Below are 20,194 nucleotides of genomic sequence, written 5' to 3'. Positions count from 1 at the left end.
CGCTGGTGGTGCTTTTCACCGGCTATATCGCCATTCATCCACGCGGCTTCTCAACCTACGTGGTTACCATCTGGTCGAACGAAGGGACGCTGCTTGGGCTTGCCGCGATCGCCCAGTTCTTTGTCGTCCTGGTTAAGGGGATCGATCTCTCGGTAGGGTCTGTTGTTGCGCTGACCAACGTGGTGGCATCCTTCGTTCTCAACGGATCTCCAACGTCGATCGCTCTTGGCATGGTGGCAGTGCTCGCCGTTGGGGTCGCCTGCGGGCTCGTAAACGGGATCGCGGTCGTCCATGGCCGGGTGCAGCCGATTGTCACCACCCTGGCGACAGGTGGTATGTTCAGCGGCATCGCCCTGCTTCTGCGGCCAACGCCTGGCGGCAGCATCGATGAGACGATGTCGGACGCGCTCACCTATGCGGTGGCGGGCATCCCGGTCTCGGCGATCGTTCTTGTCGTCGTCCTCGTCGCATTGCTGGTCCTTTTGCGCCGCACGACCGTCGGGCTTGGCCTCTATGGCGTCGGGTCGTCCGAACAGTCAGCCTATATGACCGGCCTTCGTGTGAACCGGCTCAAGCTGGTCGCCTATAGCAGCAGCGGCTTCGTCGCCGCCCTTGCCGGCATTTATGTCAGCATGGTCACGCTTACTGGCGATCCCAATATCGGGCCGTCCTACACGCTGAACTCGATCGCCGCCGTCGTGTTGGGCGGCGTTGCGCTAAGCGGTGGCGTGGGCAGCCCCATCGGCGCCGTGATCGGCGCTTTGATCCTGAAGACCATCTCGTCGCTGATGTTCTTCTCCGGACTGCCGCCATTGGCGCAACCGTTTTTCGAGGGATTGATCCTGGCAACCGCAATTGCACTCGGCGCGCTCGGCGTTTTCCGGGTGCGCAGCCGGCTTGAGCTATACCGCTGATGACTGATGCAACCGAGCGAACCGTTACGCCACGCAAATCCCCCCCCTGGCTCAACCGGGACCGGATGTCGGTCCTGCTGATCGCCCTGGGCTGCGTCGCTCTGCTTCTGGGCGGCTCGCTATTGTATCCCGGCTTCCTGAAGCCCGGCTACCTGTTGCAGCAGCTTCAGATCGCCGCCTTTCTTGGCATCATCGCCACCGGCGCCATGATGGTGATCCTGCTCGGCGAGATCGACCTTTCCGTGCCCTGGACCATAACAGGCACGGCGATTGTCGTTATCTCGGCCTCCGGCAGTTCCAATCCCCTGATCGCCAGCCTGGCAATTCCCCTGGGCTTGTGCCTTGGCATGGCGGTCGGGCTGTTGAACGCCATCGGTGTCGCCGTTTTTCGCGTGCCCGCGATGGTCTGGACGCTGGCCGTCAACGCCATGCTGCTTGGCGCCGCGGTTTTCTACACCGGCAACAGCCGTCCTAACGGTGAAGTTCCCTGGCTAGCGACGCAGGCGGCGACCGGCCGCAGCTTCGGCATCCCCAATGCTTTTCTCGTTTGGGCCGTCCTTGCGGCGATCACCGTCTGGATGCTCAAACGGACCGTTTATGGAAACTACCTCTATGCGCTCGGCAATTCGCGACGTGCCGTGTTTCTTGCCGGGGCACGGGTTCATCTGGTGACAGTGGCAACCTTCGTCCTTGCAGGGTTGTTTTCCAGTTTCGGCGCCATCCTCCTGCTCGGCTACACCAACCAGGCCTATCAGGGTATGGGGGACCCTTATCTCATGCCGGTCATCTCGGCGGTGGTAATCGGAGGAACCTCAATCCAGGGCGGTCGAGGAAACTATGTCGGCACCTTCGTCGGGGCTATCTTCATCACGCTTCTGTCGTCGATCCTTTCCGTGATGCAGATGCCCCCCGCAGCGCGCCAGATCATCTTCGGCGCAATCATCTTGGTCATGCTGCTGATCCACGGCCTCACCGACAAGAACGGCGACATCTGAGGGCGCCAGTTCGATCGGAAGGTCTGGACGTCTGGATGATGCTCGAGGACTTACGAGGAGGCTGCCCGAGCCATCGTGCAGCCATCGAAGAACCAAGCCAACTGCACAGGCGATTTCGCCGGCAGCCACTTACTGCAAGGCGGCGGCAGCGCCACTCGAAGGACAGGACCAACTATGCGCATCGTGGACATCAGGGAAAAGACAGTCTCGATTGCCTCCCGCATCGCCAACGCCTACATCGACTTTTCCAAAATGACTTGCTCGGCCGTCGCCGTGATCACCGACGTCGTACGTGACGGCAAACCGGTCGTTGGCTACGGTTTCAACTCGAATGGCCGCTATGGACAGGGCGCCCTAATGCGCGACCGTTTCTTTGCGCGAGTTCTTGGCGCCGATCCGGAAACGCTCATTGACCATCAGCAGAATAACCTCGACCCGTTCGCAATCTGGAAGACTCTCATGACCAACGAGAAGCCCGGTGGCCACGGCGAACGGTCCGTGGCGGTGGGCACCATAGACATGGCTGTCTGGGACGCCGTCGCCAAGATCGCCGACGTTCCGCTGTGGCGCCTGCTGGCGGACCGTTACCGGGCAGGCGTGGCGGACGAGAAGGTTTGGGTCTACGCGGCGGGCGGTTATTATTATCCTGGCAAGGACCACTCGAAGCTTCAGGCGGAGATGCGAGGTTATCTGGACCGCGGCTACAAGGTGGTGAAAATGAAAATCGGCGGCGTGCCGCTGGATGAGGATCTGCGCCGCATCGAGGCTGTTTTGGAGGTGGTCGGTGAGGGCAAATATCTGGCTGTGGATGCCAACGGACGCTTCGACCTGAAGACCGCCATCGCCTATGCCGAGGCGATCCGGCCGTACCGCCTGTTCTGGTACGAGGAGCCTGGGGATCCGCTGGACTACGCGCTACAGGCTGAACTGACGAGCCACTATGACGGCCCGATGGCGACGGGCGAGAACCTTTTCTCGCATCAGGATGCGCGCAACCTCCTGCGCCATGGCGGCATGCGGCCCGACCGCGACTATCTTCAGTTCGACTGCGCCCTCTCCTACGGCCTGGTGGATTATCTCCGCACACTGGAGGTGATGAAGACGCTTGGCTGGTCCTCACGGCGCCTGGTTCCGCATGGCGGCCATCAAATGTCGCTCAACATCGCCGCGGGCCTGCATCTGGGCGGCAACGAATCTTATCCCGGCGTTTTCCAGCCCTTTGGCGGCTTCGCCGACGACATTGCTGTAGAAGACGGCTATGTCGGGCTACCGGATATTCCAGGTGTCGGCTTTGAAAAGAAAGCCGAACTGTTTACGGTCTTCCGACAATTGCACTAGCCGTCAGCGGTCGCGCTCCTGAAACGAGGTTTCGGCACTCCGAACGCTCGAGATAGGTACTCATATCGCCGTCGATATGGCGCGAGTAGTTGTCTCAACGGAGAGAAGGCGACCGCTAAGGAGAAGATCGCCGCGCCGCCTATGGCTGTAACGGCCTCTAGCGGGTGCTTCGAGCCGGTGCTGTGGCGGAGTCGTTTTACAGGGCTCCTTTTGCTTGTGCCCTCTTGCCGAGATAGAGCTCCTGCATGACTGACGACTGTTGCAACTCTTCGATGCCGCCTGACGCTACGATGCGCCCCGAATTCATCAGATAGCCTTGTTCGGCCACCGAAAGCGCCAGTCCGGCATTCTGCTCGACCAGCAGCACAGCCGCGCGGAACTTCTCGCGCACATCGATGATGATCCCCTGCAGCTCGGACACCAGCAACGGCGACAGCCCGAGCGAGGGTTCGTCAAGCAGAAGGATGCGCGGTCTCGCCATAAGGCCGCGCGCGATCGCCAGCATCTGCTGCTGGCCGCCGCTGAGCGTACCCGCCTTGGCGCCGCGCTTCTTGGCAAGGATAGTGAAGTAGTTCTCCATCAACGCGAGGTCGGCCTCGACCGCATCCCGGTCCTTGCGGCAATAGGCGCCCAGCAAAAGGTTCTCGCGCACGCTCATATCGGCGAACACGTGGCGGCCTTCCGGCACCATCACGACGCCGAGCGTGGCCTTCTCATCGGCGTGAAGCGCGGTGACGTCGCGGCCGTCGAAGGTCACGGTGCCGCGCCGCGGCTTCACCAGACCGGCAATGGAACGCAACAGCGTCGTCTTGCCGGCGCCGTTGGGGCCGAGGATGGTGACGATCCCGTTTTGCCCGACCGTAAGCGAGACGTCGCGATTGACCGCGACAGGCCCATAGCCGGTATCTACATGCTCGACGGCAAGCAGGTTCATGACGCGGCCGCCTTCCTGTTGGGACCCAGATAGACCTCGCGCACCTTGGAATCGGCGAGCACCTCGGCCGGCAGGCCTTCCGCGATCTTGGTGCCGAAGTCGAGCACGATGAGGCGGTCGCATAGGTCTGACATCATGTCCATGTCGTGGTCGATGAGGCAGACGCCGATGCCTTGCGGCGGCAGTTGCGCGATGACGGCCGCGAAGGCCTGGGCTTCGCTGTCGTTCAGCCCTGCGCCGGGTTCGTCCAGCAGCAGCAGTTCGGGCGAGACGCCGAGCGCGACGGCCAGGCCAAGGCGCCTGAGGCTGCCGAAGGGCAGCGATCCCGCGATCGCCCTGCCGAGCGGCGCTAGGCCGACAAAGTCGAGGATCATGCCGGGCGACGCCCAGCGGCTGCCTCTCATCCTGCCCTGCTCCCAGGCGATACGCACGTTCTCGTAGACGGTCAGGCCCGGAAAGGACATCGCCTGCTGGAACGTCCGGACCAGCCGCTTTCGCGCAATGCGGTGCGCGCCGATATTGGTGATGTCCTGCCCTTGCCACGATACCGTGCCGCCGGTCGCCGGGTGGACGCCGGTGACGACGTTGAACAAGGTGGTCTTGCCGGAGCCGTTGGGACCGACGATGCCGACCACTTGGTCGGTGCCGATGTCGAGATCGATGCCGTTGAGCGCGACGACGCCGCCGAATTGCTTGCGCAGACCCCTCACCTCAAGCGCGGCCATTCGTGCCTCCGCCTTGCTTTTCGAGCCCCCCGCGAACCGCGCAGTAGACGTTCTTGATGCCTGCGCCGACCCCGCCTGGAAGCAGAAGGATCACCAGAAGCAGGCAGACGCCATAGGCGATGCGGGAATCGACCGGATCGAGGTTCAGCACTTCGGGCAGGAAGTTGACGATGACGGCGCCGATCAGCGGCCCGTAGAGGTAGCGGGCGCCGCCCAGCATGACCATCAAGGCCAGGTAAAGGCTGGGGAAGGCGCCGAACAGGGTCGGCGAGATGTGGCGCAGGTAATAGAGCTGCAGCACCCCGGCCAGGCCGGCGAACAGGCCTGACACCATGAGCACGCCAAGCTTGTGCAGGTCGACATTTATGCCGACCGAACGCGCCAGCTGCTCGTTCTCGCGGATCGCCCGCAACGTCCGGCCGTAGCGCGAATTGCCGATGAGATAGGTCGCGGAGAGCGCCAGGAAGAGCGCCGCCAGGACCAGGTAATAATTGTTGGAGAGCTTGTCGAAATTGATGCCGGGCAACGGCGTGACCGACCCGACATCGAGGCCGGTGGCGGATCCGGTGAAGGTGCCGCCATTGGTGAGCACGACGACGAACAGGGCGCAGAAGCAGAAGGTGATGATGATGTAATGTTGTCCACCCACTCTCAGCGTCGGCAGACCGATGACGCCGCCGACGATCGCCGACAAGGCCATGGCGAAGGGCAGCGACGTCCAGAAGCCGAAGCCGAGCTGCACGGAAAGGATAGCCGAGGCGTAGGCGCCGACCCCCATCAGCGCCGCATGGCCGACCGACATGATGCCGGCCTGGCCGAACTGCAGACCGAGGCCGTAGAGGCCGATCGCCGTATAGAGCGTCGTGATGGCGATCGACAGGAAGCGATAGCCGAGGCCGAGCCAGGGCAAGGCGATGAGCAGCACCGCCAGCAGGATTGCTGTGATCGCCTGGACGCCGGCCGGCAGCGGAACGGCGGCATTGTCGGCCGTCAGAAGCGCGAGCCGATCCCGTGCCCTGACGCCTTCTGGCGCGGCGCCTGTCTTGCCGGCGCTGTTGTCGGTCATTGGCATCGACATCTCACGATGCCTTCGGGCCGAGCGTGCCGCCGAGCAGACCCTGGGGCCGCAGCACCAGGATCAGGATCATCACGACCAGCGAATAGGCGTCGGTCCATTCCGGATATCCGTAACCGGCGCTGAGGCCGTCGACGAGGCCGAGCACGAGACCGCCGACGACGGCGCCGCCGACATTGCCGAGACCGCCGATCAGCGAGACCGCGAAGCCGCGGATGATGATGACGCTGCCGGTGAAGGGCGTGATCGGAAACAGCGAGATCATCAGCGCACCGCCGATGCCGGCAAGCAGGCTGCCATAGATGAAGACGCCGGTGACGTAGCGGCGGACCGGAATGCCCATCAGCTCGGCGGTGTCGCGGTCCGAAACGCTCGCCCGCAACGCCATCCCATAGCGGCTGCGCGAGATGCCAAAATAGGTTATCGCCACGATCACTGCGGTAATCGCGACAACGATCGCGCGCATGGCGGTGACATCCACGCCGCCGATCGTCCAGACCAGGCCGACCGGGTCGGTGATGCTTTTCTGGAACTCGTTGAAGACGCGGATGACGGCGTGCTGCAGGATCACGCTTAAGCCAATCGACATAATGAAGCCGTTCATTGGCCGATTAAGCGTGAAGCGGAACAGGCATCTTTCGGCGGCAAAGCCGAGCGCCCCGACCAGCAGGCCGGCGAACACCAGCGCCACGAAGAAGTTCATCCCGGCGCCGACCATGAACCAGGTCGCCATGCCGCCGACCATCAGGAACTCGCCATGCGCGAAATTGACAATGCCGGCCAGGCCGAAGATCAGAGTGATGCCGATGCCGATGAGAATGGTGACGCTGGCAACCGATAGGCTGTTCACCAGTTGCTGCACAAAAATGTCCATCATCAAATCCGGGTGGAGAACCTGCAGGGAAGGATGGGCGGAACATAGCCGCCCATCCCGATGTCGGATTTCGTTGCGGAACGGCTCAGCCGCCGTTGTCGCCGGGGGGCGGTGCGGCCGGCGGCTGCTCGACCGCGCATTTGAACTGGTCGGATGTGTTGGGCTCGACCATGCAGACCTCGGTCGCGAAGGTGACCTGATGATGCTTGTTGAACACAAGCGGTACAGGGGAAACGACGCCCTTGTAGTCCGATTTCAGGAGCTCTGCGACCACCGCGTCCGGATCATCGATCTTGCCGACCTTCTCCAGCGCCTTGGCGTACCAGAAGAAGTAATCGTAATAGAGCAGCGAGACCGAGGACTGCGGGCCCTTGGCGGCGCCGAGGCCGAAATACTTGTCGAAATACTGCTTCACCTCGGGGTATGGCGAGGAACCCCAGCAGACCGGCACGCAGCTCATCGTCACCGGCACGTCCGCCTTCAAGCTGCGCTCCTGATAGATGCCCGGATCGACACCGAACAGGAAATAGGACGGCGCCACGCCGAGCTTGAGGGCTTGCGGGAAGGCGGTGAGCGTTGAATCGCCATTATACCAGAAATGCACGATATCGGGCTTCATGCCCTTGATGCGGGTGAGCAGCGGCGAGAAGTCGGTCGTATCCGGCGGATATTGCACGAGGTCGACTTTCTGCCCTTCCGCCTCGAGCGCCTTGACATAGTGAGATGACAGATACTGCCCCGTCGCGTCGTTGCCGACGAACACCACCGAATGCCTCGGCGGCGATTTCAGCTGCGGCGTGAGCAGCGAGAGCACGCCCTTGGCGGTGCTGCCACTGCGCTGCCATTCCTGCGGCTCGCTCTGGAACGCGTAGTGAAGCCAGCCGTCCTCGGCGACGGCCTTGTCGTCGAGCACGGCGCCAAGCGAGCTGTTGCCGGAAAACTGCAGCACCTTGGCCGGACCGGTGATCTTGGCCATAGACACTGAGAAGTCATGCGTCTCGGTGCCCCAGATCGCCTTGACGCCAATGTCGTTGACCAGCTCGCGCGCGGCCGCGATGGTGACGTTCACATCCGTCCGGTTGTCGCGGATATAGAGTTTGACCTTGTAGGTCTTGTCGCCGACCTTGATGCCGCCGGCGTCGTTGATCTGCTGCGCCGCCAGATTGGCCGCGCCGACGATGGTGTTGCCGGCAGAAACGAACGAGCCCGACTGCGCGGCGATGACGCCGATGGGCAGTTCCTCGTCAGCACGTGCCGTCTGCAAAGCCATGGCGAGCCCCGCGGCTGCCATGGCCAATCCAAGTCCTAGCTGTCTCATGCATGTTCCTCCCGTTACATGACCAACTTGTCATACAACCCTATTACCATGTAACACTGCTGTCAACATGACTCCGGCCTGAGGGCGAGCGAACAGGTGGCGTCATGTCACCCCTTTCGTTCGTCTGTTTCCGATCTAAGCTTGGGTGGGGAAGTTCATCGCAGCCGGTGCGAGGCGCCGGACAAGGATGCCCAACACAAAGACATGCGCCGCGATCATTGTGATGATGAAAGTGGCCCGGCAAACGCCAAGGCGGAGACTCAGAGCCTTGCCACAGTCACAGCGGCAAGCGGTACGCCTCGATGGCGGAAGCACCAAGAATTTGCGACCGTTCTTCTTCCGTCAACCCGGAGAGGCAATCGTCGAGGGCACGCTTGACCGACTGATAGTCGGCGGCGACCAGGCAGACCGGCCAGTCCGAGCCGAACAGGCATCGCGACGGCCCGAAGATCGAAAGCACCGCGTCGACATAGGGCTGCAGGTCCTGACTTTTCCAGTGCCGCCAGTCGGCCTCCGTGACCATCCCGGACAGCTTGCACCAGACGTGGTCGCGATGCGCCTTGAAACCTTGCATCAATCCAGCCCATGGCTCCATCGCATGCTGCGCAATGCGTGGCTTTGCGATGTGGTCCACCACGAAACGCAGGCTAGGATGCCGCTCCACAGTCTCCAGGGCGGCCGGAATCTGCGGCTCCTTCAACAGAAGGTCATAGACCAAGCCGGCATCCCCGACAGCCGCCAGCCCACGCTGGACATCCGCGCGCAACAGCCAGTTCGGATCCGCCTCGTTATGGACGAGGTGACGGATGCCGACCAGATAGCGGCCATCCGGCCGCGCCTTCAGTTCCGACAGTGTGGCCGCCACCTCGGCATCGGTGAGATCGACCCATCCGACGACGCCGGCGACAAAATCGGTCCGGCTTGCCGTGCCCAGGAATGCCCGCGTCTCGTCGAGCGAATGCCATGTCTGGACGAGCATGGTTTTGTCCACGCCGGCCGCGGCAAGCGCCGGCCTGAGGTCCTCGGGCGAAAACACCCGGCGTATGGCGGAGTAATCCTCCGTCATCCAGCCGCAGGATCCGTCCGCCGGGTCCCAGAAATGCTGATGCCCGTCGATCACCAGGGGATTGCCGGTACCCATGGCGCTCACCAGCGCTGGTGGACAGAGGCCTTGATGCGCCGCTCATAGATGTCGGCGATACGCTCCATCACTTGCGGCGACAGCGCCGGCAGGTCGGACGCGGCGGCGTTTTCCTGCGCCTGCCTGACGGACTTGGCGCCCGGAATAGTCACCGTCACCGCCGGGTTCATCAGGATCCAGCGCAGCGCCCATTGCGCCATTGTCGCGCCTAGCGGCAGCAGCGGCCGCAATTCCTCGACCGCCTGCAGGCCTTCCTCATAATTCACGCCGGCGAATGTCTCGCCGACGTCGAAGGCCTCGCCCTGCCGGTTGTAGCTGCGGTGGTCCTTGGCGCTGAAGCTGGAATCGCTCTTGAACTTGCCGGACAAGAGCCCGCTGGCCAGCGGCACCCTGACGATGATGGCAACGTCATTCTGGCGCGCCATGTCGAAGAACAGTTCCGCGGGGCGCTGCCGGAAAATGTTGTAGATGATCTGGACGCTGACGACGCCGGGATATTGCAGCGCCTTGATGCCTTCCTCGACCTTCTCGACGCTGACGCCGTAGTGACGGATCTTGCCCTCCTCGACCAGCTTCTCAAGTGCCTCGAATGTTTCGGGCTGGTAGAAAACCTCCGTCATCGGACAATGGAGTTGCACAAGGTCGAGCACGTCGACCTCGAGATAGCGCAGGCTGCGCTCGACGAAGCTGGTCAGGTTCTGGCGATTGTAGCCGGAGGCGACATGCGGGTTCAGCCGCTTGCCGGCCTTCGTGGCGACCATCGGCCTCGCGCCGCCCCGCCCCTTCAGCGTCTTTGCGATCAGCTTTTCGGCCCGACCGTCGCCATAGACGTCGGCCGTGTCGATCATCGTCACGCCTGAATCGAGCGCGGCATTGAGCGCCGCGATCGCGTCCTTCTCCTCGACGTCGCCCCAGTCGGCGCCGATCGCCCAACTGCCGAAGCCGATTTCCGACACTTGCCAGCCGGTGCGGCCAAATCGCCTTTGATGCATGGAAACTCACTCCTCAAAGCCAACGTCGTCTTGACGGGTCGTGCCCGCAGGAATATCAGATCGGATGGTTGTATGACAACCCTGTAAGCATGCAAAAGGTGATTATGGATAGCCCCGGGTTTGGATCTATCGGAAGGCTGGAGGACGACGGGATGCTCCTGGCATTCGCGCAAGATGCCGATCGAGGCCGGGCGGGCTTAGAACGTCGGGCCGTAACCGCCTCCTGTCGCGGCAGGCCAGACACCGCTCAGGCGCCCTCGCCCGATCTATTTCAGATGTCCGGCGCCGTCGCGGAGCTGCTCGAAGCGCTTGTAGGAACGGGTCAGGTGCAGCCGCATCGCGCGCTGCGCCGCTTTGGCGTCGCGGGCCGCGATAGCGTCGTGGATCGCCCGGTGCTCGCGCCGCGTCCGCTCGAAATGCCGCTCGCGCTCGTCGGGCTCCAGGCGATCGAACTGCGTCCATTGGCGCGGGATCATCGCGGTACCGAACGTGTCGAAAAGCCGGCTGAAATAGGCGTTGTGCGAGGCGAGCGAAATCGCCCGATGGAAAGCCGCATCCTCGGTCGCGGCGAGACCGGTTTCGGCGATCGCGCGGTCGATGGCGTCGAGCTGCCTGGCCATGAGCGCAAGGTCCTTGGCGGTCCGGCGCGTGGCTGCCAGCGCCGCCGCCTCTCCCTCGACGCCTATGCGCAGCTCGAGCACCGCCAGGATCTCGTCGATCGATTCGACATCCGTCGGCACGATCGAAAAGGTTTTCGGCGGCGGCTCCTGGGCCACGAAGGCGCCGAGGCCCTGCCTTGTCGTGATCAGCCCTCGTGCGCGCAGCGAAGCCAGCGCCTCGCGAACCACCGTCCGGCTGACGCCAGTCGCGTTGACGATTTCCTGCTCGGTGGGAAGCCGCTGTCCCGGCGCAAGATCGCCGGCTTCGATCTGCGCGGCAAACTTGTCGACCAGCTCGCCCCTCAGATTGGGGGACTGGCGAATGGCGCCGAACATTGCTCCCTCGCGATCCGTCATCGGAAAACCGGCCCTTTAAATCGATTCTTGCGCCAAGGATCGCACCGCTTGGTTGCAACGGCAATCTTTCGTTTGTTTGAGCCCAACAGCAAGGAAGGACCAACATGAAGCAGCAAATTGGCTTTATCGGGCTGGGCGCGATGGGTTCGGGCATGGCGGCCAACCTTCTGGCCAAGGGCTGGCCGCTGACAGTGTGGGCGCACCGCAACCAGGAGGCGGCGCTGAAGCTTGTCAGCGCTGGCGCCCGCCAGTCGGCGACGCCGCGCGCGCTCGCCGAAGGCTGCGACATCGTTCTCCTTTGCGTCACCGGCTCGCCGCAGGTGGAAGCGGTCGTAAAGGGTCCGGAGGGGCTTGCGGCTGCCAACAAACCGCTGCTCATCATCGACTGCTCTACCTCCAACCCGTCCTCGACGATCGCTCTCGCCGCCGAACTTGCAGCTCAACGCGTGACGCTGATCGACGCGCCGCTGGCGCGCACGCCCAAGGAAGCCGCCGAGGGCAAGCTCGACGTCATGGTCGGCGGGGCGGCGGAAGCGGTCGCCCGCGCGCGGCCAGTGCTCGAAGCCTTCGCCGCGCGCATCGTCCACACCGGCCCGACGGGCAGCGGCCACACCATGAAGCTGCTCAACAATTTCGTCTCGATGGGCTATTCCGCGATCTATTCCGAGGCGCTGACGCTCGGCGCCAAGGCGGGGTTGACGCCGCAGGTCTTCAACAGCGTCATCTCCGGCAGCCGCATGGACTGCGGCTTCTACCAGGCCTTCTTCGACTTCGTACTGAACCGCAACGAAAACGCCCAGCGCTTCGCCATCGCCAATGCGCTGAAGGACATGACCTACCTCACCTCCTTCGCCCAGGCCGCCGGCATCGCCAACCCGGTCGGCGCCGTGGTCCGCAACGGTTTTGCGACGGCGGTGGCCACGGGGCATGGCGAGAAGTTCGTGCCGGCGCTGTCGGATATCGTCGCTGGGCTGAATGGGGTATCGCTGGTTGAGCCGGCGGCTGAGTGAAATCGCAAAGGGCGCTTCTCTCCGTTTTGGCTGGCGCTGACCGAGCGGGCTGAGCCGCTGCCTACCCGGCTGCCTGCCCGCGCATTGCCTTCCGCAGCCGCGAATGCCGTGCCGGCGACGCTGGCTTCGCGGAGGCTTCGCCTCCAGGCAGTCCAACGCGTGAGGCAGCACCTGCGAGATGCCGCGTCATGGCAGCGCTCGCGCCCTTCACGTCGCCGGCCTTGATCGCCGCCAGGATGCGTTCGTGCTCGCCCAGTGTCGTGCGTGCCATGTCGTCCGACTTCTGCTGGTTGCCGGCGGCCAGGATGCTTTCGCGCACCCGCTCCGAGACGAAGACGAGAAACTGGCCCATATAAGGGTTCTGGGTCGCTTCTGCGACGGCGCGGTGGAAACCGAGGTCGTTCTTCAGCCAGGCGACGCTGCCATAGGGAGCCGTGCGCATCCCATCGAGCGCCTGCTCCATCGCCGCGATATCCGCATCGGAGCGGCGGGTCGCGGCCAGCGCGGCGATCTGCACTTCCAGCATGCCGCGCAGCTCGAAAAGATTGCGGAAGGAATCCGCGCGCTGCAACGTCTCATAGTCGATCGTCAGCACCGTCGCGTTGGTGGCGTCGGCGACGAAGGCGCCCCTGCCCTGCTGCGACCAGATGCGGCCTTCGGAGCGCAGCCTGGCAATCGCTTCGCGCACGACGTTTCGGCTGACCCCGAATGTGGTCGCCAGCGCCTGTTCGGTCGGAAGCTGATCGCCGGGCTTCAGCCGCCCCTGCGCGATCTCGCGCGAGATCGAACTCGCCACGAGGGTGGAGAGGTGCGGACCGCGATTGACCTTGTCGAGCTTCAGCGTCATCGCTCACCTATAGTCGAGCGCGGATGCGGACGCCAGAATGCGGCCGTTGCTCAATATATGGCGCGGATCGATCGCATCCTTGATGCCTGCCGCAAGATCGAGCGTTACCGGATCGATGCGGTCGAGGAAGGCCCGCTGCTTGACCCGGCCGATGCCGTGCTCGGCGCTGATCGAGCCGCCATAGCGGTCGACGACGGCGAAAATCTCCGCTTCCGCCTCCTCGAACAGATGCTCGATCGCCTCGACCCCCATGCCCTCCGGCGGCACGACGTTGAGATGGATGTTGCCGTCGCCGACATGGCCGTAGGTGACGGGCAGCGCGTCGGGTCTCGCCCGCCCCAGTTCGAACAGTGCATCGGTTACGAAATCGGCAAGCTTCGAGATCGGCACGGAGACGTCGGTGCGCAGATAGCGGCCGCCGCGCCCCTGACGCTCGACCATGATCTCGCGGTAAAGCCACAGGCGCTCGCCCTGCGCCCGTGTCGATGCCACAACGCCGTCCTCGACAAGATCCTCGACGCCCGCGAGAAAACTCAAAAGCATATCCTTGAGGTCGATCAGCCCTCCGGACGAAACCTCGATCAGCACATAGGCGGGGTAAGGCTTGCCGAGCGGCTCGTGGAAATCCTTGCCCTCGCGCATGGTGATCTCGATGCCACCGCGCAGGATCAGCTCGAAGGCGGTGAGCAGGTCGCTGCAGCCGCGCCGCGCCCGCGCATAGAGCGCCATCGCGTCCTCGACCGAACGCAGGCCGACGAGCGCGGTTTCGATCTGCGTCGGCCTGGGGAAGAGCTTCAGCGCAGCGGCGGTGACGATGCCGAGCGTGCCTTCCGAACCGATGAAGACCTGCTTCAGATCATAGCCGCGGTTGTCCTTGCGCAGGACCTTCAGTCCGTTCCAGATCCGGCCGTCGGCCAGCACAACTTCGAGGCCGAGCACAAGGTCGCGCGTCATGCCGTAACGCAGCACGTTGAAGCCGCCGGCATTGGTGGCGACATTGCCGCCGATGCGACAGCTGCCCTGCGCACCGAAGGTGATCGGCAGGATGCAGTCGCTCTCCTCGGCCGCGCGCTTGGCATCCTCGAGGATGCAGCCGGCTTCGACCACCATCGCGAAGTCGATCGGGCTGATCGAGCGGATCCGGTTCATGCGCTCAAGCGAGACGACGACCTCGTTGCCGTCAGCCGCCACCGCGGCGCCGACAAGGCCGGTCAGCCCCCCTTGCGGCACGACAGGGATGCGCTCGGCATGGCAGTGCCTCATCAGCGCCGACATCTCTTCCACCGAGCTGGGCCGCGCCACCGCCAGCGGGCGGCCGAAATGGTCGCCCGACCAGTCGCGGCTGTAGCGGACAAGGTCCTCTGCCTCGGTCAGTAGCCCGCCATCCGACAGCACGCCGGTGAGGGCGGCGATCAGCGATGCGGAATTGGGCGACACGGCATTCATGAACTGAACCTGGACCCTTCCGGAAAACGACTGGACAACCACCAATCTTGTCGTGTTATCATACAACCCTGATTTAGAACATCAAGCGACGCCATGCTTCCCGAAGCCGTTTGATGTGGATGGTCAGACCGGCAAATCACTGAATTCGGAGGACTTTCCCAATGAGCGACGCCCCCGGCTTTCGCTATATGCACACCATGATCAGGGTGCTCGACCTCGACAAGTCGATCGCCTTCTACACCGAAGTGCTCGGCATGACCTTGCTGCGCCGCGAGGATTATCCCGGCGGCAAGTTCACCAATGCCTTTGTCGGCTACGGGCCGGAGGACAAGGAAGCGGTCGTCGAGCTGACGTTGAACTGGGGCCGCGAGGAACCCTATGAGATCGGCACCGGCTTCGGCCATCTGGCGCTCGGCGTCAACGACATCTACGCCGTTTGCGCCGAGCTGGAAAAGCGCGGCGCCAAGATCCCGCGCAAGCCCGGACCGATGCAGCACGGCACCACCCACATCGCCTTCGTCGAGGACCCGGACGGCTACAGGATCGAGCTGATCGGTCTGGACACTATGCAGTAAATTCAGGCCGGACCGCACCGGCCTCGCGCCGATGCGGTCCCCCTGCGTCCGCGCTTGCTTGGGAGGCGGTGCGGATCGGTCCGTCACTTGATGACCGCGATCTTGCTGCGGTCGATGGTGATGGCGACGGCGGCGATCAGCACCGCGCCGAACACCATGTTCTCCAGGAAGATATTGACGCCGACGAAGGTCATGCCGATGCGCACGATCGAGATGATCAGCGCGCCGACCGCGGTGCGCGCGACGCCACCCAGCCCGCCGGTGATCGCAGTGCCGCCGACAATGACGGCGGCGATGGCCGGCAGCAGGAGCTGGTTGGCGAGCACCGGAGAGCCGCTCGACAGCCTGGCCGCCAGCACGACGCCGGCGACGGCCGCCAGCATCCCCGACGCCGCGAAGGCGATGATCTTGGTGCGGTCGACATTGATGCCCGCGGCCCAGGCCGCCGGTTCGCCGGCGCCGACCGCGATCGCCTGGCGGCCAAAGCGCGTGTAGCGCAGCACCAGGAAACTGACGATGCCGATCAGCGCCGAGATCAGCACCACCATCGGCAGGCCGAAAATCGTGGCGTTGATCCAGGCGGTCTTTTCGCGGCCCGCTTCCTCGATGGTGATGGCGCGGCCGTTGGAAACCCAGAGCGCCAGGCCCGTGACCACGCCGCCGGTGGCCAAGGTCGCGACGAAGGACGGCACGCGTAGCTTGACATGCACGATGCCGCTCAGCAGCCCAAAGCCGAGGCCGGACAGGATCGCCACCGGAAAGGCGGCGAAGCCGAGCGTAGGCAAGAGCTGCGCCAGCATGACGCTTGCCAGCGAGGCGACCGCCTGGATCGACAGGTCGATGCCGCCGAGCAGGATGGAGAAGGTGACGCCGGTGGCCAGGATGAACAGGACGGCGGTGTTGGCGAAGAGCAGCGCCAGCGTCTCACCGGTCAGGAAGCCGGGCGCGGCGATCTCGATGATCAGCAGCAAGGCGACGAGCAGGACCAGCGGTATGGCGCCTTGCGTCCACTTGCCTTCGAAGACCTGCCTGATCGAAAAAACCTCGTTCATCGGCTCACACCATCGCTCGCAGTAGATCGACCTGCTTCGGCTTGTTGCCGGGGCTCGCATTGAAGCGCGCGGTGATCTCGCCGTCGCGCATCACCAGCACCTGGTGCGACAGGCCGATCGTCTCTTCCAGCGTGTCGGAGATCAGAAGGATCGCCACGCCCTGCTCGGAGAGATCGCGCACCAGCTCGTAGACTTCCTCCTTGGCGCCGACATCGAGGCCGCGCGTCGGATGGTCGAGTACCAGGATGCGCGAGCCGGCCGTCATCCAGCGCGCCAGCACCACCTTCTGCTGGTTGCCGCCGCTGAGCTTGCGGCAGGCGGCGTCCGGTCCGGGCGCCTTGATGCTGAGCCGCTTGATCCAGTCGGCGGCAAGCCGCCGCTCCTTCCCGTAGTCGATGGCGCCGTTGCGCATGACGCTCGAGAGGTCCGCCAGCGAAATGTTCTCCGCGATCGACAGGAACATCACCAGCCCTTCCAGCCTGCGCTCGCGCGGCACATAGCCGATACCCCTGCGCACCGCCGGTTCCGGCGAGCCGAAGCGCACCGGCTCGCCCGCGATCTTCATCTCGCCGGCGTCATGCGGCAGGAATCCGCCGATGGTGCGGGTCACCTCTTCACGGCCGGAACCGACGACGCCGGCGATGCCCACGATCTCGCCGGCGCGGATCGAAAGATCGACCCCGTGATAGAAGCCGTTAGCGCCCAGCCCCTTGGCCTCGACCATGATCTTGTCGCCCGGCGGCCGTTGGCGCGCCTCGCGGTAATATTCGGCCTGCAGCCCGCGCCCCACCATGATCTCGTGCAGCTCCGGCGCGGTGACTTGCGTGGCGCGATGCTCGGCCACGACCGCGCCGTCCTTCATCGTGTAGACGCGGTCGGAAATCGCCAGCACCTCGTCGAGCCGGTGCGACACGAAGACGAAGCTGGCGCGGGACTTGAGCGAGCGCACCCGCGCGAACAGAACCTCGATATCGGCGGCGTTGAGCACCGAGGTCGGCTCGTCGAGCAGGATGAGCAATGGACGCTCGACCATCTCCTCCAGCGTCAGCGCCTTGGCGAGCTCGACCATCTGGCGCGCTGCGAAGGTCAGCTCGGAGGTGCGCGCGGTGACGTCGATGTCGACGCCGATCTTGGCGAGCTGCCGTCGCGCCGCGGCGTTCATGGCGCGCCAATTGACGAGACCGAAGCGGGTGAAGCGGTCTTCCTCGCCCAAATAGATGTTTTCGGCGACGGTCAGGTTGAGAACCAGCGACTGCTCCTGGAACACCATGCCGATGCCGTGCCTGGCCGCGTCGCGGGCGTTGCGCAGCTTGAGCTGTTCGCCGTCAAGGGTAATCGTGCCGCCATCCGGCCGGTAGCCGCCGGCTAGCAGCCGCATCAGCGTCGACTTGCCGGCGCCGTTCTCGCCGATCAGCCCCACCACTTCGTTTGGCCGCACCTCTATGGAGACGTCGCGCAACGCCTGGACGCCGGGGAAATTCTTGATGATGTTCGACGCCTGCAGCATGGCGGTCACTTCACGATCTTAAGGCGAACGCGGTCGAGCGACAGCGCCACGGCGGCGATGATCATCAGGCCCTGCACCGTCTGCTGGATGTAAGGCGAGATGCCCAGCAGGATCATGCCGTTGGCCAAAACGGTGACGATCAGCACGCCGATCAGCGTATTGACGACGCCACCCTCGCCGCCGGTCAGCGCCGTGCCGCCGACGACCACCGCCGTGACCGCGGCAAACAGCCTCCCGTCGCCGATGACGGCATGCGACTGGCCGAGCTGGGCGGCGGCGAGCACGCCTGCAATGCCGAAGAAGAAACCCGCCAGCGCGAAGGCCGCGATGCGCACGCGCGTGACGTTGACGCCGGAGAGCTTGGTCACGTCCTCGTCGCCGCCGATCGCCAAGATGTGGCGGCCGAGCCGTGTGTAATATTGGATAACGGCGGCAAGGGCGAACGCGCCGATGGCGACCCAGACCGCCAGCGGCAGCCCGAGGAAACGATGCAAGGCGAGGTCGCGGATCGAGGCGTCGTTAAGGCGGATGGCCGAGCCGCCCAGCATATAGACCGACAGGCCGAGCCCGATGAACCACATGCCGAGCGTCGCCATGAAAGATGGGATGCGCAGCATCGTCTGGACGAGACCGCTGATCAGCCCCATGATCGTGCCCGCGGCGATCGCCGCCAGCACCGCCCACCAGCCATAATCGTTGCCGTTGCTGTCATTGGCTGCCAGCAGCACCACCACCATCGCGGCCACCGACAGCGTGCCCTCGACCGAAAGGTCGATGCTGCCCATCAGAATGATGAAGGTCAGCCCCATCGCCAGTGTCAGCGGCACGGCAGCGGAGTTCGCCAGCCGCACAAGATTGCGCAACTCGATGAAATTGGGATTAGCGATGGTGATCAGAATGCACAGCACGACCAGCACCGCCAGCGGCGCGAGCCTGCGCCAGCGCCTGCCGCTGAGCATGCTGGCGATGCGGCCGGGGAGGAATGTCATAAGCGTCGTCCGCTCGATGTCCGAAACGGACTTCAGGGGTTCTGTCTGGATTGTCAAGAAACCGCTTCCCGTCTGCTGGTGACAGGCGTCGTGGCCACGGGCGCAAGACGCCGGCAAAAAGGGAGCGGGCCGCTGCCAGGGAGAAGCCGGCCCGCCCCAACGGGTCAGGCGCGGATCGCTCCGGTCACCCGGCCCCACAGATCGTTCCAGTCAATCTCGGGCTTCGACTCGACATTGGTCTTGTAATATTCCTCGACATTGTCGTGCGAGATCAGCACCGCCTTGCCGTAGAATTCGCGGTGCTCCGGCGGCTCCTTGGCCGGGTCGAACTTGCCGATCTTGGCGTTGTAGCCGATCGCAAGCCCCATGCCGCCCTGCCAGAACGGATCCGAGGTGACCGTGCAGGCGAACTCGCCTGTGCGCACCGCGTCGACTGCGGTCTTGATGCCGTCGACACCGACGATCGGCACCTTGCCGGCGAGGTTTTCGGCGCGCAGCGCTTCGAGTGCGCCGGAGCCCATGTCGTCATTGGCGGCCCAGATGCCCTTGATGTCGTCGCCGAAGCGGGTCAGCAGATTGCCCATCAGGTCGAAGGCCTCGGTCGATTTCCAGTTGGCGACCTGGAAGTCGAGCAGCTTGATGTCGGGATTGGCGGCAAGCGCCGCATCGAGGCCCTTCTTCCGCTCGATCGCGGCCGTGGTCGAGATCAGGCCGCCGAGCGCGACGATGCCGCCCTTGCCGCCCATCGTCTTGAACAGGATCTCGGCGATGGTCTTGCCGCTGGCGATGCCGTCGAACTCGATATGCGAGACGTAGTTCGGGTTGAAATCCTTGGGGTGCAGGTCCGCCGGCTTGTTCCACTGCGTCACCACATAGGCGCCGGCCTTGGCGCAGGCTTCGACGATCGGGCGCGCGTCGGGCGTGTCGTTGGGATCGGAATTGAGCACCATGTTGCCGTTGGTCTTGGCCAGCATCGCCTTGATGTCGGCGATGCCCTTCTCGCTGTTGCCTTCCGAGACCAGCGTGACGTGCTCCAGTCCGGCCCATTTGGCATAGGCCTCGGCGCCGGTCTTCCATACCGCGTGATAGGGATTGGACAACGAGCGGATCGACGTCACCAGCGTCGGCTTGTCGGCCGCGCGCAGCACATTCGGCATGGCCAGCGTCGCCCCCCCGGCGGCAGCGCCCAGCATCAGCGTCCGGCGGTTTACCCTGCCGGAAAAAACAAGACCATTGCTGTCCTTCATTTCGACCTCCCGATTGAATTTGTTTGCCGCCCGGCGCTTGCGCAGGGCGCGCGGCCGGATCCTCCAGCGAGGGGTTATCCTCCTCTACTTGTATGACAACCCTTCAACACGGCAACCATACTCTTTCTCTTGACGCGGCACAAGCGACTTGAGATCGTCGCGCGCATGAAGAGCGAGGCACTGACTTCGCCTCGGCAGG

The 20,194-nt window shown here is 64.1% G+C and carries 18 protein-coding genes and 1 pseudogene; 5 read left to right on the top strand and 14 right to left on the bottom strand.

Annotation, left to right across the window (positions count from 1 at the left end; all coding sequences use genetic code 11):
* The first annotated feature begins 5 nt into the window (after window positions 1-5).
* The 3 genes from P9273_RS14215 to P9273_RS14205 all read left to right on the top strand — a co-directional run bounded on the left by P9273_RS14215 (window position 6) and on the right by P9273_RS14205 (window position 3,247).
* Window positions 6-914: an ABC transporter permease gene (locus P9273_RS14215; RefSeq protein WP_278049466.1), complete on the top strand. Its 909-nt coding sequence runs from the start codon at window positions 6-8 to the stop codon at window positions 912-914.
* A gap of 65 nt (window positions 915-979) precedes the next feature.
* Window positions 980-1,909, top strand: a complete 930-nt coding sequence (locus P9273_RS14210; RefSeq protein WP_278049465.1) for an ABC transporter permease — start codon at window positions 980-982, stop codon at window positions 1,907-1,909.
* 174 nt (window positions 1,910-2,083) lie between these two features.
* Window positions 2,084-3,247, top strand: a complete 1,164-nt coding sequence (locus P9273_RS14205; protein ID WP_278049464.1) for a mandelate racemase/muconate lactonizing enzyme family protein — start codon at window positions 2,084-2,086, stop codon at window positions 3,245-3,247.
* A 196-nt stretch (window positions 3,248-3,443) separates the two neighbouring features.
* Here P9273_RS14205 and P9273_RS14200 read toward each other — a convergent pair whose 3' ends face one another.
* The 8 genes from P9273_RS14200 to P9273_RS14165 form a co-directional block, all read right to left on the bottom strand.
* Window positions 3,444-4,181 (bottom strand): ABC transporter ATP-binding protein, encoded by a 738-nt coding sequence (locus tag P9273_RS14200; RefSeq protein WP_082045096.1) that lies wholly within the window; start codon window positions 4,179-4,181, stop codon window positions 3,444-3,446.
* Complete coding sequence (locus P9273_RS14195) at window positions 4,178-4,906, bottom strand: ABC transporter ATP-binding protein (protein WP_040996608.1); 729 nt, start codon at window positions 4,904-4,906, stop codon at window positions 4,178-4,180. Before P9273_RS14195 ends, P9273_RS14200 begins: the two co-directional genes overlap by 4 nt.
* Window positions 4,893-5,972, bottom strand: a complete 1,080-nt coding sequence (locus P9273_RS14190; RefSeq protein WP_082045109.1) for a branched-chain amino acid ABC transporter permease — start codon at window positions 5,970-5,972, stop codon at window positions 4,893-4,895. Before P9273_RS14190 ends, P9273_RS14195 begins: the two co-directional genes overlap by 14 nt.
* A gap of 13 nt (window positions 5,973-5,985) precedes the next feature.
* Window positions 5,986-6,855: a branched-chain amino acid ABC transporter permease gene (locus tag P9273_RS14185; protein WP_040997610.1), complete on the bottom strand. Its 870-nt coding sequence runs from the start codon at window positions 6,853-6,855 to the stop codon at window positions 5,986-5,988.
* Between the two features lie 85 nt (window positions 6,856-6,940).
* Window positions 6,941-8,173 (bottom strand): ABC transporter substrate-binding protein, encoded by a 1,233-nt coding sequence (locus P9273_RS14180; protein ID WP_278049463.1) that lies wholly within the window; start codon window positions 8,171-8,173, stop codon window positions 6,941-6,943.
* Between the two features lie 277 nt (window positions 8,174-8,450).
* A complete protein-coding gene (locus P9273_RS14175; RefSeq protein ID WP_278049462.1) occupies window positions 8,451-9,314 on the bottom strand; it encodes an amidohydrolase family protein in 864 nt (287 codons plus the stop codon).
* A 5-nt stretch (window positions 9,315-9,319) separates the two neighbouring features.
* Window positions 9,320-10,306 carry an aldo/keto reductase gene (locus P9273_RS14170; RefSeq protein ID WP_278049461.1) on the bottom strand — a complete coding sequence of 329 codons (987 nt, stop codon included), beginning with the start codon at window positions 10,304-10,306 and terminating at the stop codon, window positions 9,320-9,322.
* Between the two features lie 266 nt (window positions 10,307-10,572).
* Complete coding sequence (locus P9273_RS14165) at window positions 10,573-11,322, bottom strand: FadR/GntR family transcriptional regulator (protein WP_040996617.1); 750 nt, start codon at window positions 11,320-11,322, stop codon at window positions 10,573-10,575.
* Window positions 11,323-11,420: 98 nt separating this feature from the next.
* On the opposite strand from P9273_RS14165, the pseudogene P9273_RS14160 reads away from it, so the two are divergent.
* Window positions 11,421-12,332, top strand: a pseudogene (locus tag P9273_RS14160) (NAD(P)-dependent oxidoreductase); the annotation flags it as partial.
* A 61-nt stretch (window positions 12,333-12,393) separates the two neighbouring features.
* Here P9273_RS14160 and P9273_RS14155 read toward each other — a convergent pair.
* Both P9273_RS14155 and P9273_RS14150 read right to left on the bottom strand, forming a co-directional pair.
* Complete coding sequence (locus P9273_RS14155) at window positions 12,394-13,179, bottom strand: FadR/GntR family transcriptional regulator (RefSeq protein WP_040996621.1); 786 nt, start codon at window positions 13,177-13,179, stop codon at window positions 12,394-12,396.
* Between the two features lie 3 nt (window positions 13,180-13,182).
* Window positions 13,183-14,625 (bottom strand): FAD-binding oxidoreductase, encoded by a 1,443-nt coding sequence (locus P9273_RS14150; protein ID WP_278049456.1) that lies wholly within the window; start codon window positions 14,623-14,625, stop codon window positions 13,183-13,185.
* A gap of 161 nt (window positions 14,626-14,786) precedes the next feature.
* Here P9273_RS14150 and gloA point away from each other — a divergent pair, with 161 nt between their 5' ends.
* The gene (gene gloA / locus P9273_RS14145; protein ID WP_042639186.1) at window positions 14,787-15,200 is read left to right on the top strand and encodes a lactoylglutathione lyase; all 414 of its coding nucleotides are present in this window, start codon (window positions 14,787-14,789) and stop codon (window positions 15,198-15,200) included.
* 83 nt (window positions 15,201-15,283) lie between these two features.
* Here gloA and P9273_RS14140 read toward each other — a convergent pair whose 3' ends face one another.
* The 4 genes from P9273_RS14140 to P9273_RS14125 form a co-directional block, all read right to left on the bottom strand.
* Window positions 15,284-16,252 carry an ABC transporter permease gene (locus tag P9273_RS14140; RefSeq protein ID WP_278049455.1) on the bottom strand — a complete coding sequence of 323 codons (969 nt, stop codon included), beginning with the start codon at window positions 16,250-16,252 and terminating at the stop codon, window positions 15,284-15,286.
* A 4-nt stretch (window positions 16,253-16,256) separates the two neighbouring features.
* On the bottom strand, window positions 16,257-17,759 hold the full coding sequence (locus P9273_RS14135; RefSeq protein ID WP_278049532.1) for a sugar ABC transporter ATP-binding protein: 1,503 nt from the start codon (window positions 17,757-17,759) through the stop codon (window positions 16,257-16,259).
* Between the two features lie 5 nt (window positions 17,760-17,764).
* Window positions 17,765-18,805: an ABC transporter permease gene (locus P9273_RS14130; protein ID WP_278049454.1), complete on the bottom strand. Its 1,041-nt coding sequence runs from the start codon at window positions 18,803-18,805 to the stop codon at window positions 17,765-17,767.
* A gap of 107 nt (window positions 18,806-18,912) precedes the next feature.
* A complete protein-coding gene (locus P9273_RS14125) occupies window positions 18,913-19,995 on the bottom strand; it encodes a sugar ABC transporter substrate-binding protein (protein ID WP_278049453.1) in 1,083 nt (360 codons plus the stop codon).
* Between the last annotated feature and the right edge of the window lie 199 nt (window positions 19,996-20,194).

Origin of the sequence: Mesorhizobium sp. WSM4935 (assembly GCF_029625735.1) — a bacterium.
GTDB lineage: Bacteria > Pseudomonadota > Alphaproteobacteria > Rhizobiales > Rhizobiaceae > Mesorhizobium.
Note: the sequence above shows the minus strand (reverse complement) of the source record. Positions and strands in the feature narration are given on the sequence as shown.

Coding starts and splice junctions, on each gene's coding strand:
- P9273_RS14210 (WP_278049465.1), top strand. CDS start 980: ATGTCGGTCCTGCTGATCGCCCTGGGCTGCGTCGCTCTGCTTCTGGGC.
- P9273_RS14205 (WP_278049464.1), top strand. CDS start 2,084: ATGCGCATCGTGGACATCAGGGAAAAGACAGTCTCGATTGCCTCCCGC.
- P9273_RS14200 (WP_082045096.1), bottom strand. CDS start 4,181: ATGAACCTGCTTGCCGTCGAGCATGTAGATACCGGCTATGGGCCTGTC.
- P9273_RS14195 (WP_040996608.1), bottom strand. CDS start 4,906: ATGGCCGCGCTTGAGGTGAGGGGTCTGCGCAAGCAATTCGGCGGCGTC.
- P9273_RS14190 (WP_082045109.1), bottom strand. CDS start 5,972: ATGACCGACAACAGCGCCGGCAAGACAGGCGCCGCGCCAGAAGGCGTC.
- P9273_RS14185 (WP_040997610.1), bottom strand. CDS start 6,855: ATGGACATTTTTGTGCAGCAACTGGTGAACAGCCTATCGGTTGCCAGC.
- P9273_RS14180 (WP_278049463.1), bottom strand. CDS start 8,173: ATGAGACAGCTAGGACTTGGATTGGCCATGGCAGCCGCGGGGCTCGCC.
- P9273_RS14175 (WP_278049462.1), bottom strand. CDS start 9,314: ATGGGTACCGGCAATCCCCTGGTGATCGACGGGCATCAGCATTTCTGG.
- P9273_RS14170 (WP_278049461.1), bottom strand. CDS start 10,306: ATGCATCAAAGGCGATTTGGCCGCACCGGCTGGCAAGTGTCGGAAATC.
- P9273_RS14165 (WP_040996617.1), bottom strand. CDS start 11,322: ATGACGGATCGCGAGGGAGCAATGTTCGGCGCCATTCGCCAGTCCCCC.
- P9273_RS14155 (WP_040996621.1), bottom strand. CDS start 13,179: ATGACGCTGAAGCTCGACAAGGTCAATCGCGGTCCGCACCTCTCCACC.
- P9273_RS14150 (WP_278049456.1), bottom strand. CDS start 14,625: ATGAATGCCGTGTCGCCCAATTCCGCATCGCTGATCGCCGCCCTCACC.
- gloA (WP_042639186.1), top strand. CDS start 14,787: ATGAGCGACGCCCCCGGCTTTCGCTATATGCACACCATGATCAGGGTG.
- P9273_RS14140 (WP_278049455.1), bottom strand. CDS start 16,252: ATGAACGAGGTTTTTTCGATCAGGCAGGTCTTCGAAGGCAAGTGGACG.
- P9273_RS14135 (WP_278049532.1), bottom strand. CDS start 17,759: ATGCTGCAGGCGTCGAACATCATCAAGAATTTCCCCGGCGTCCAGGCG.
- P9273_RS14125 (WP_278049453.1), bottom strand. CDS start 19,995: ATGAAGGACAGCAATGGTCTTGTTTTTTCCGGCAGGGTAAACCGCCGG.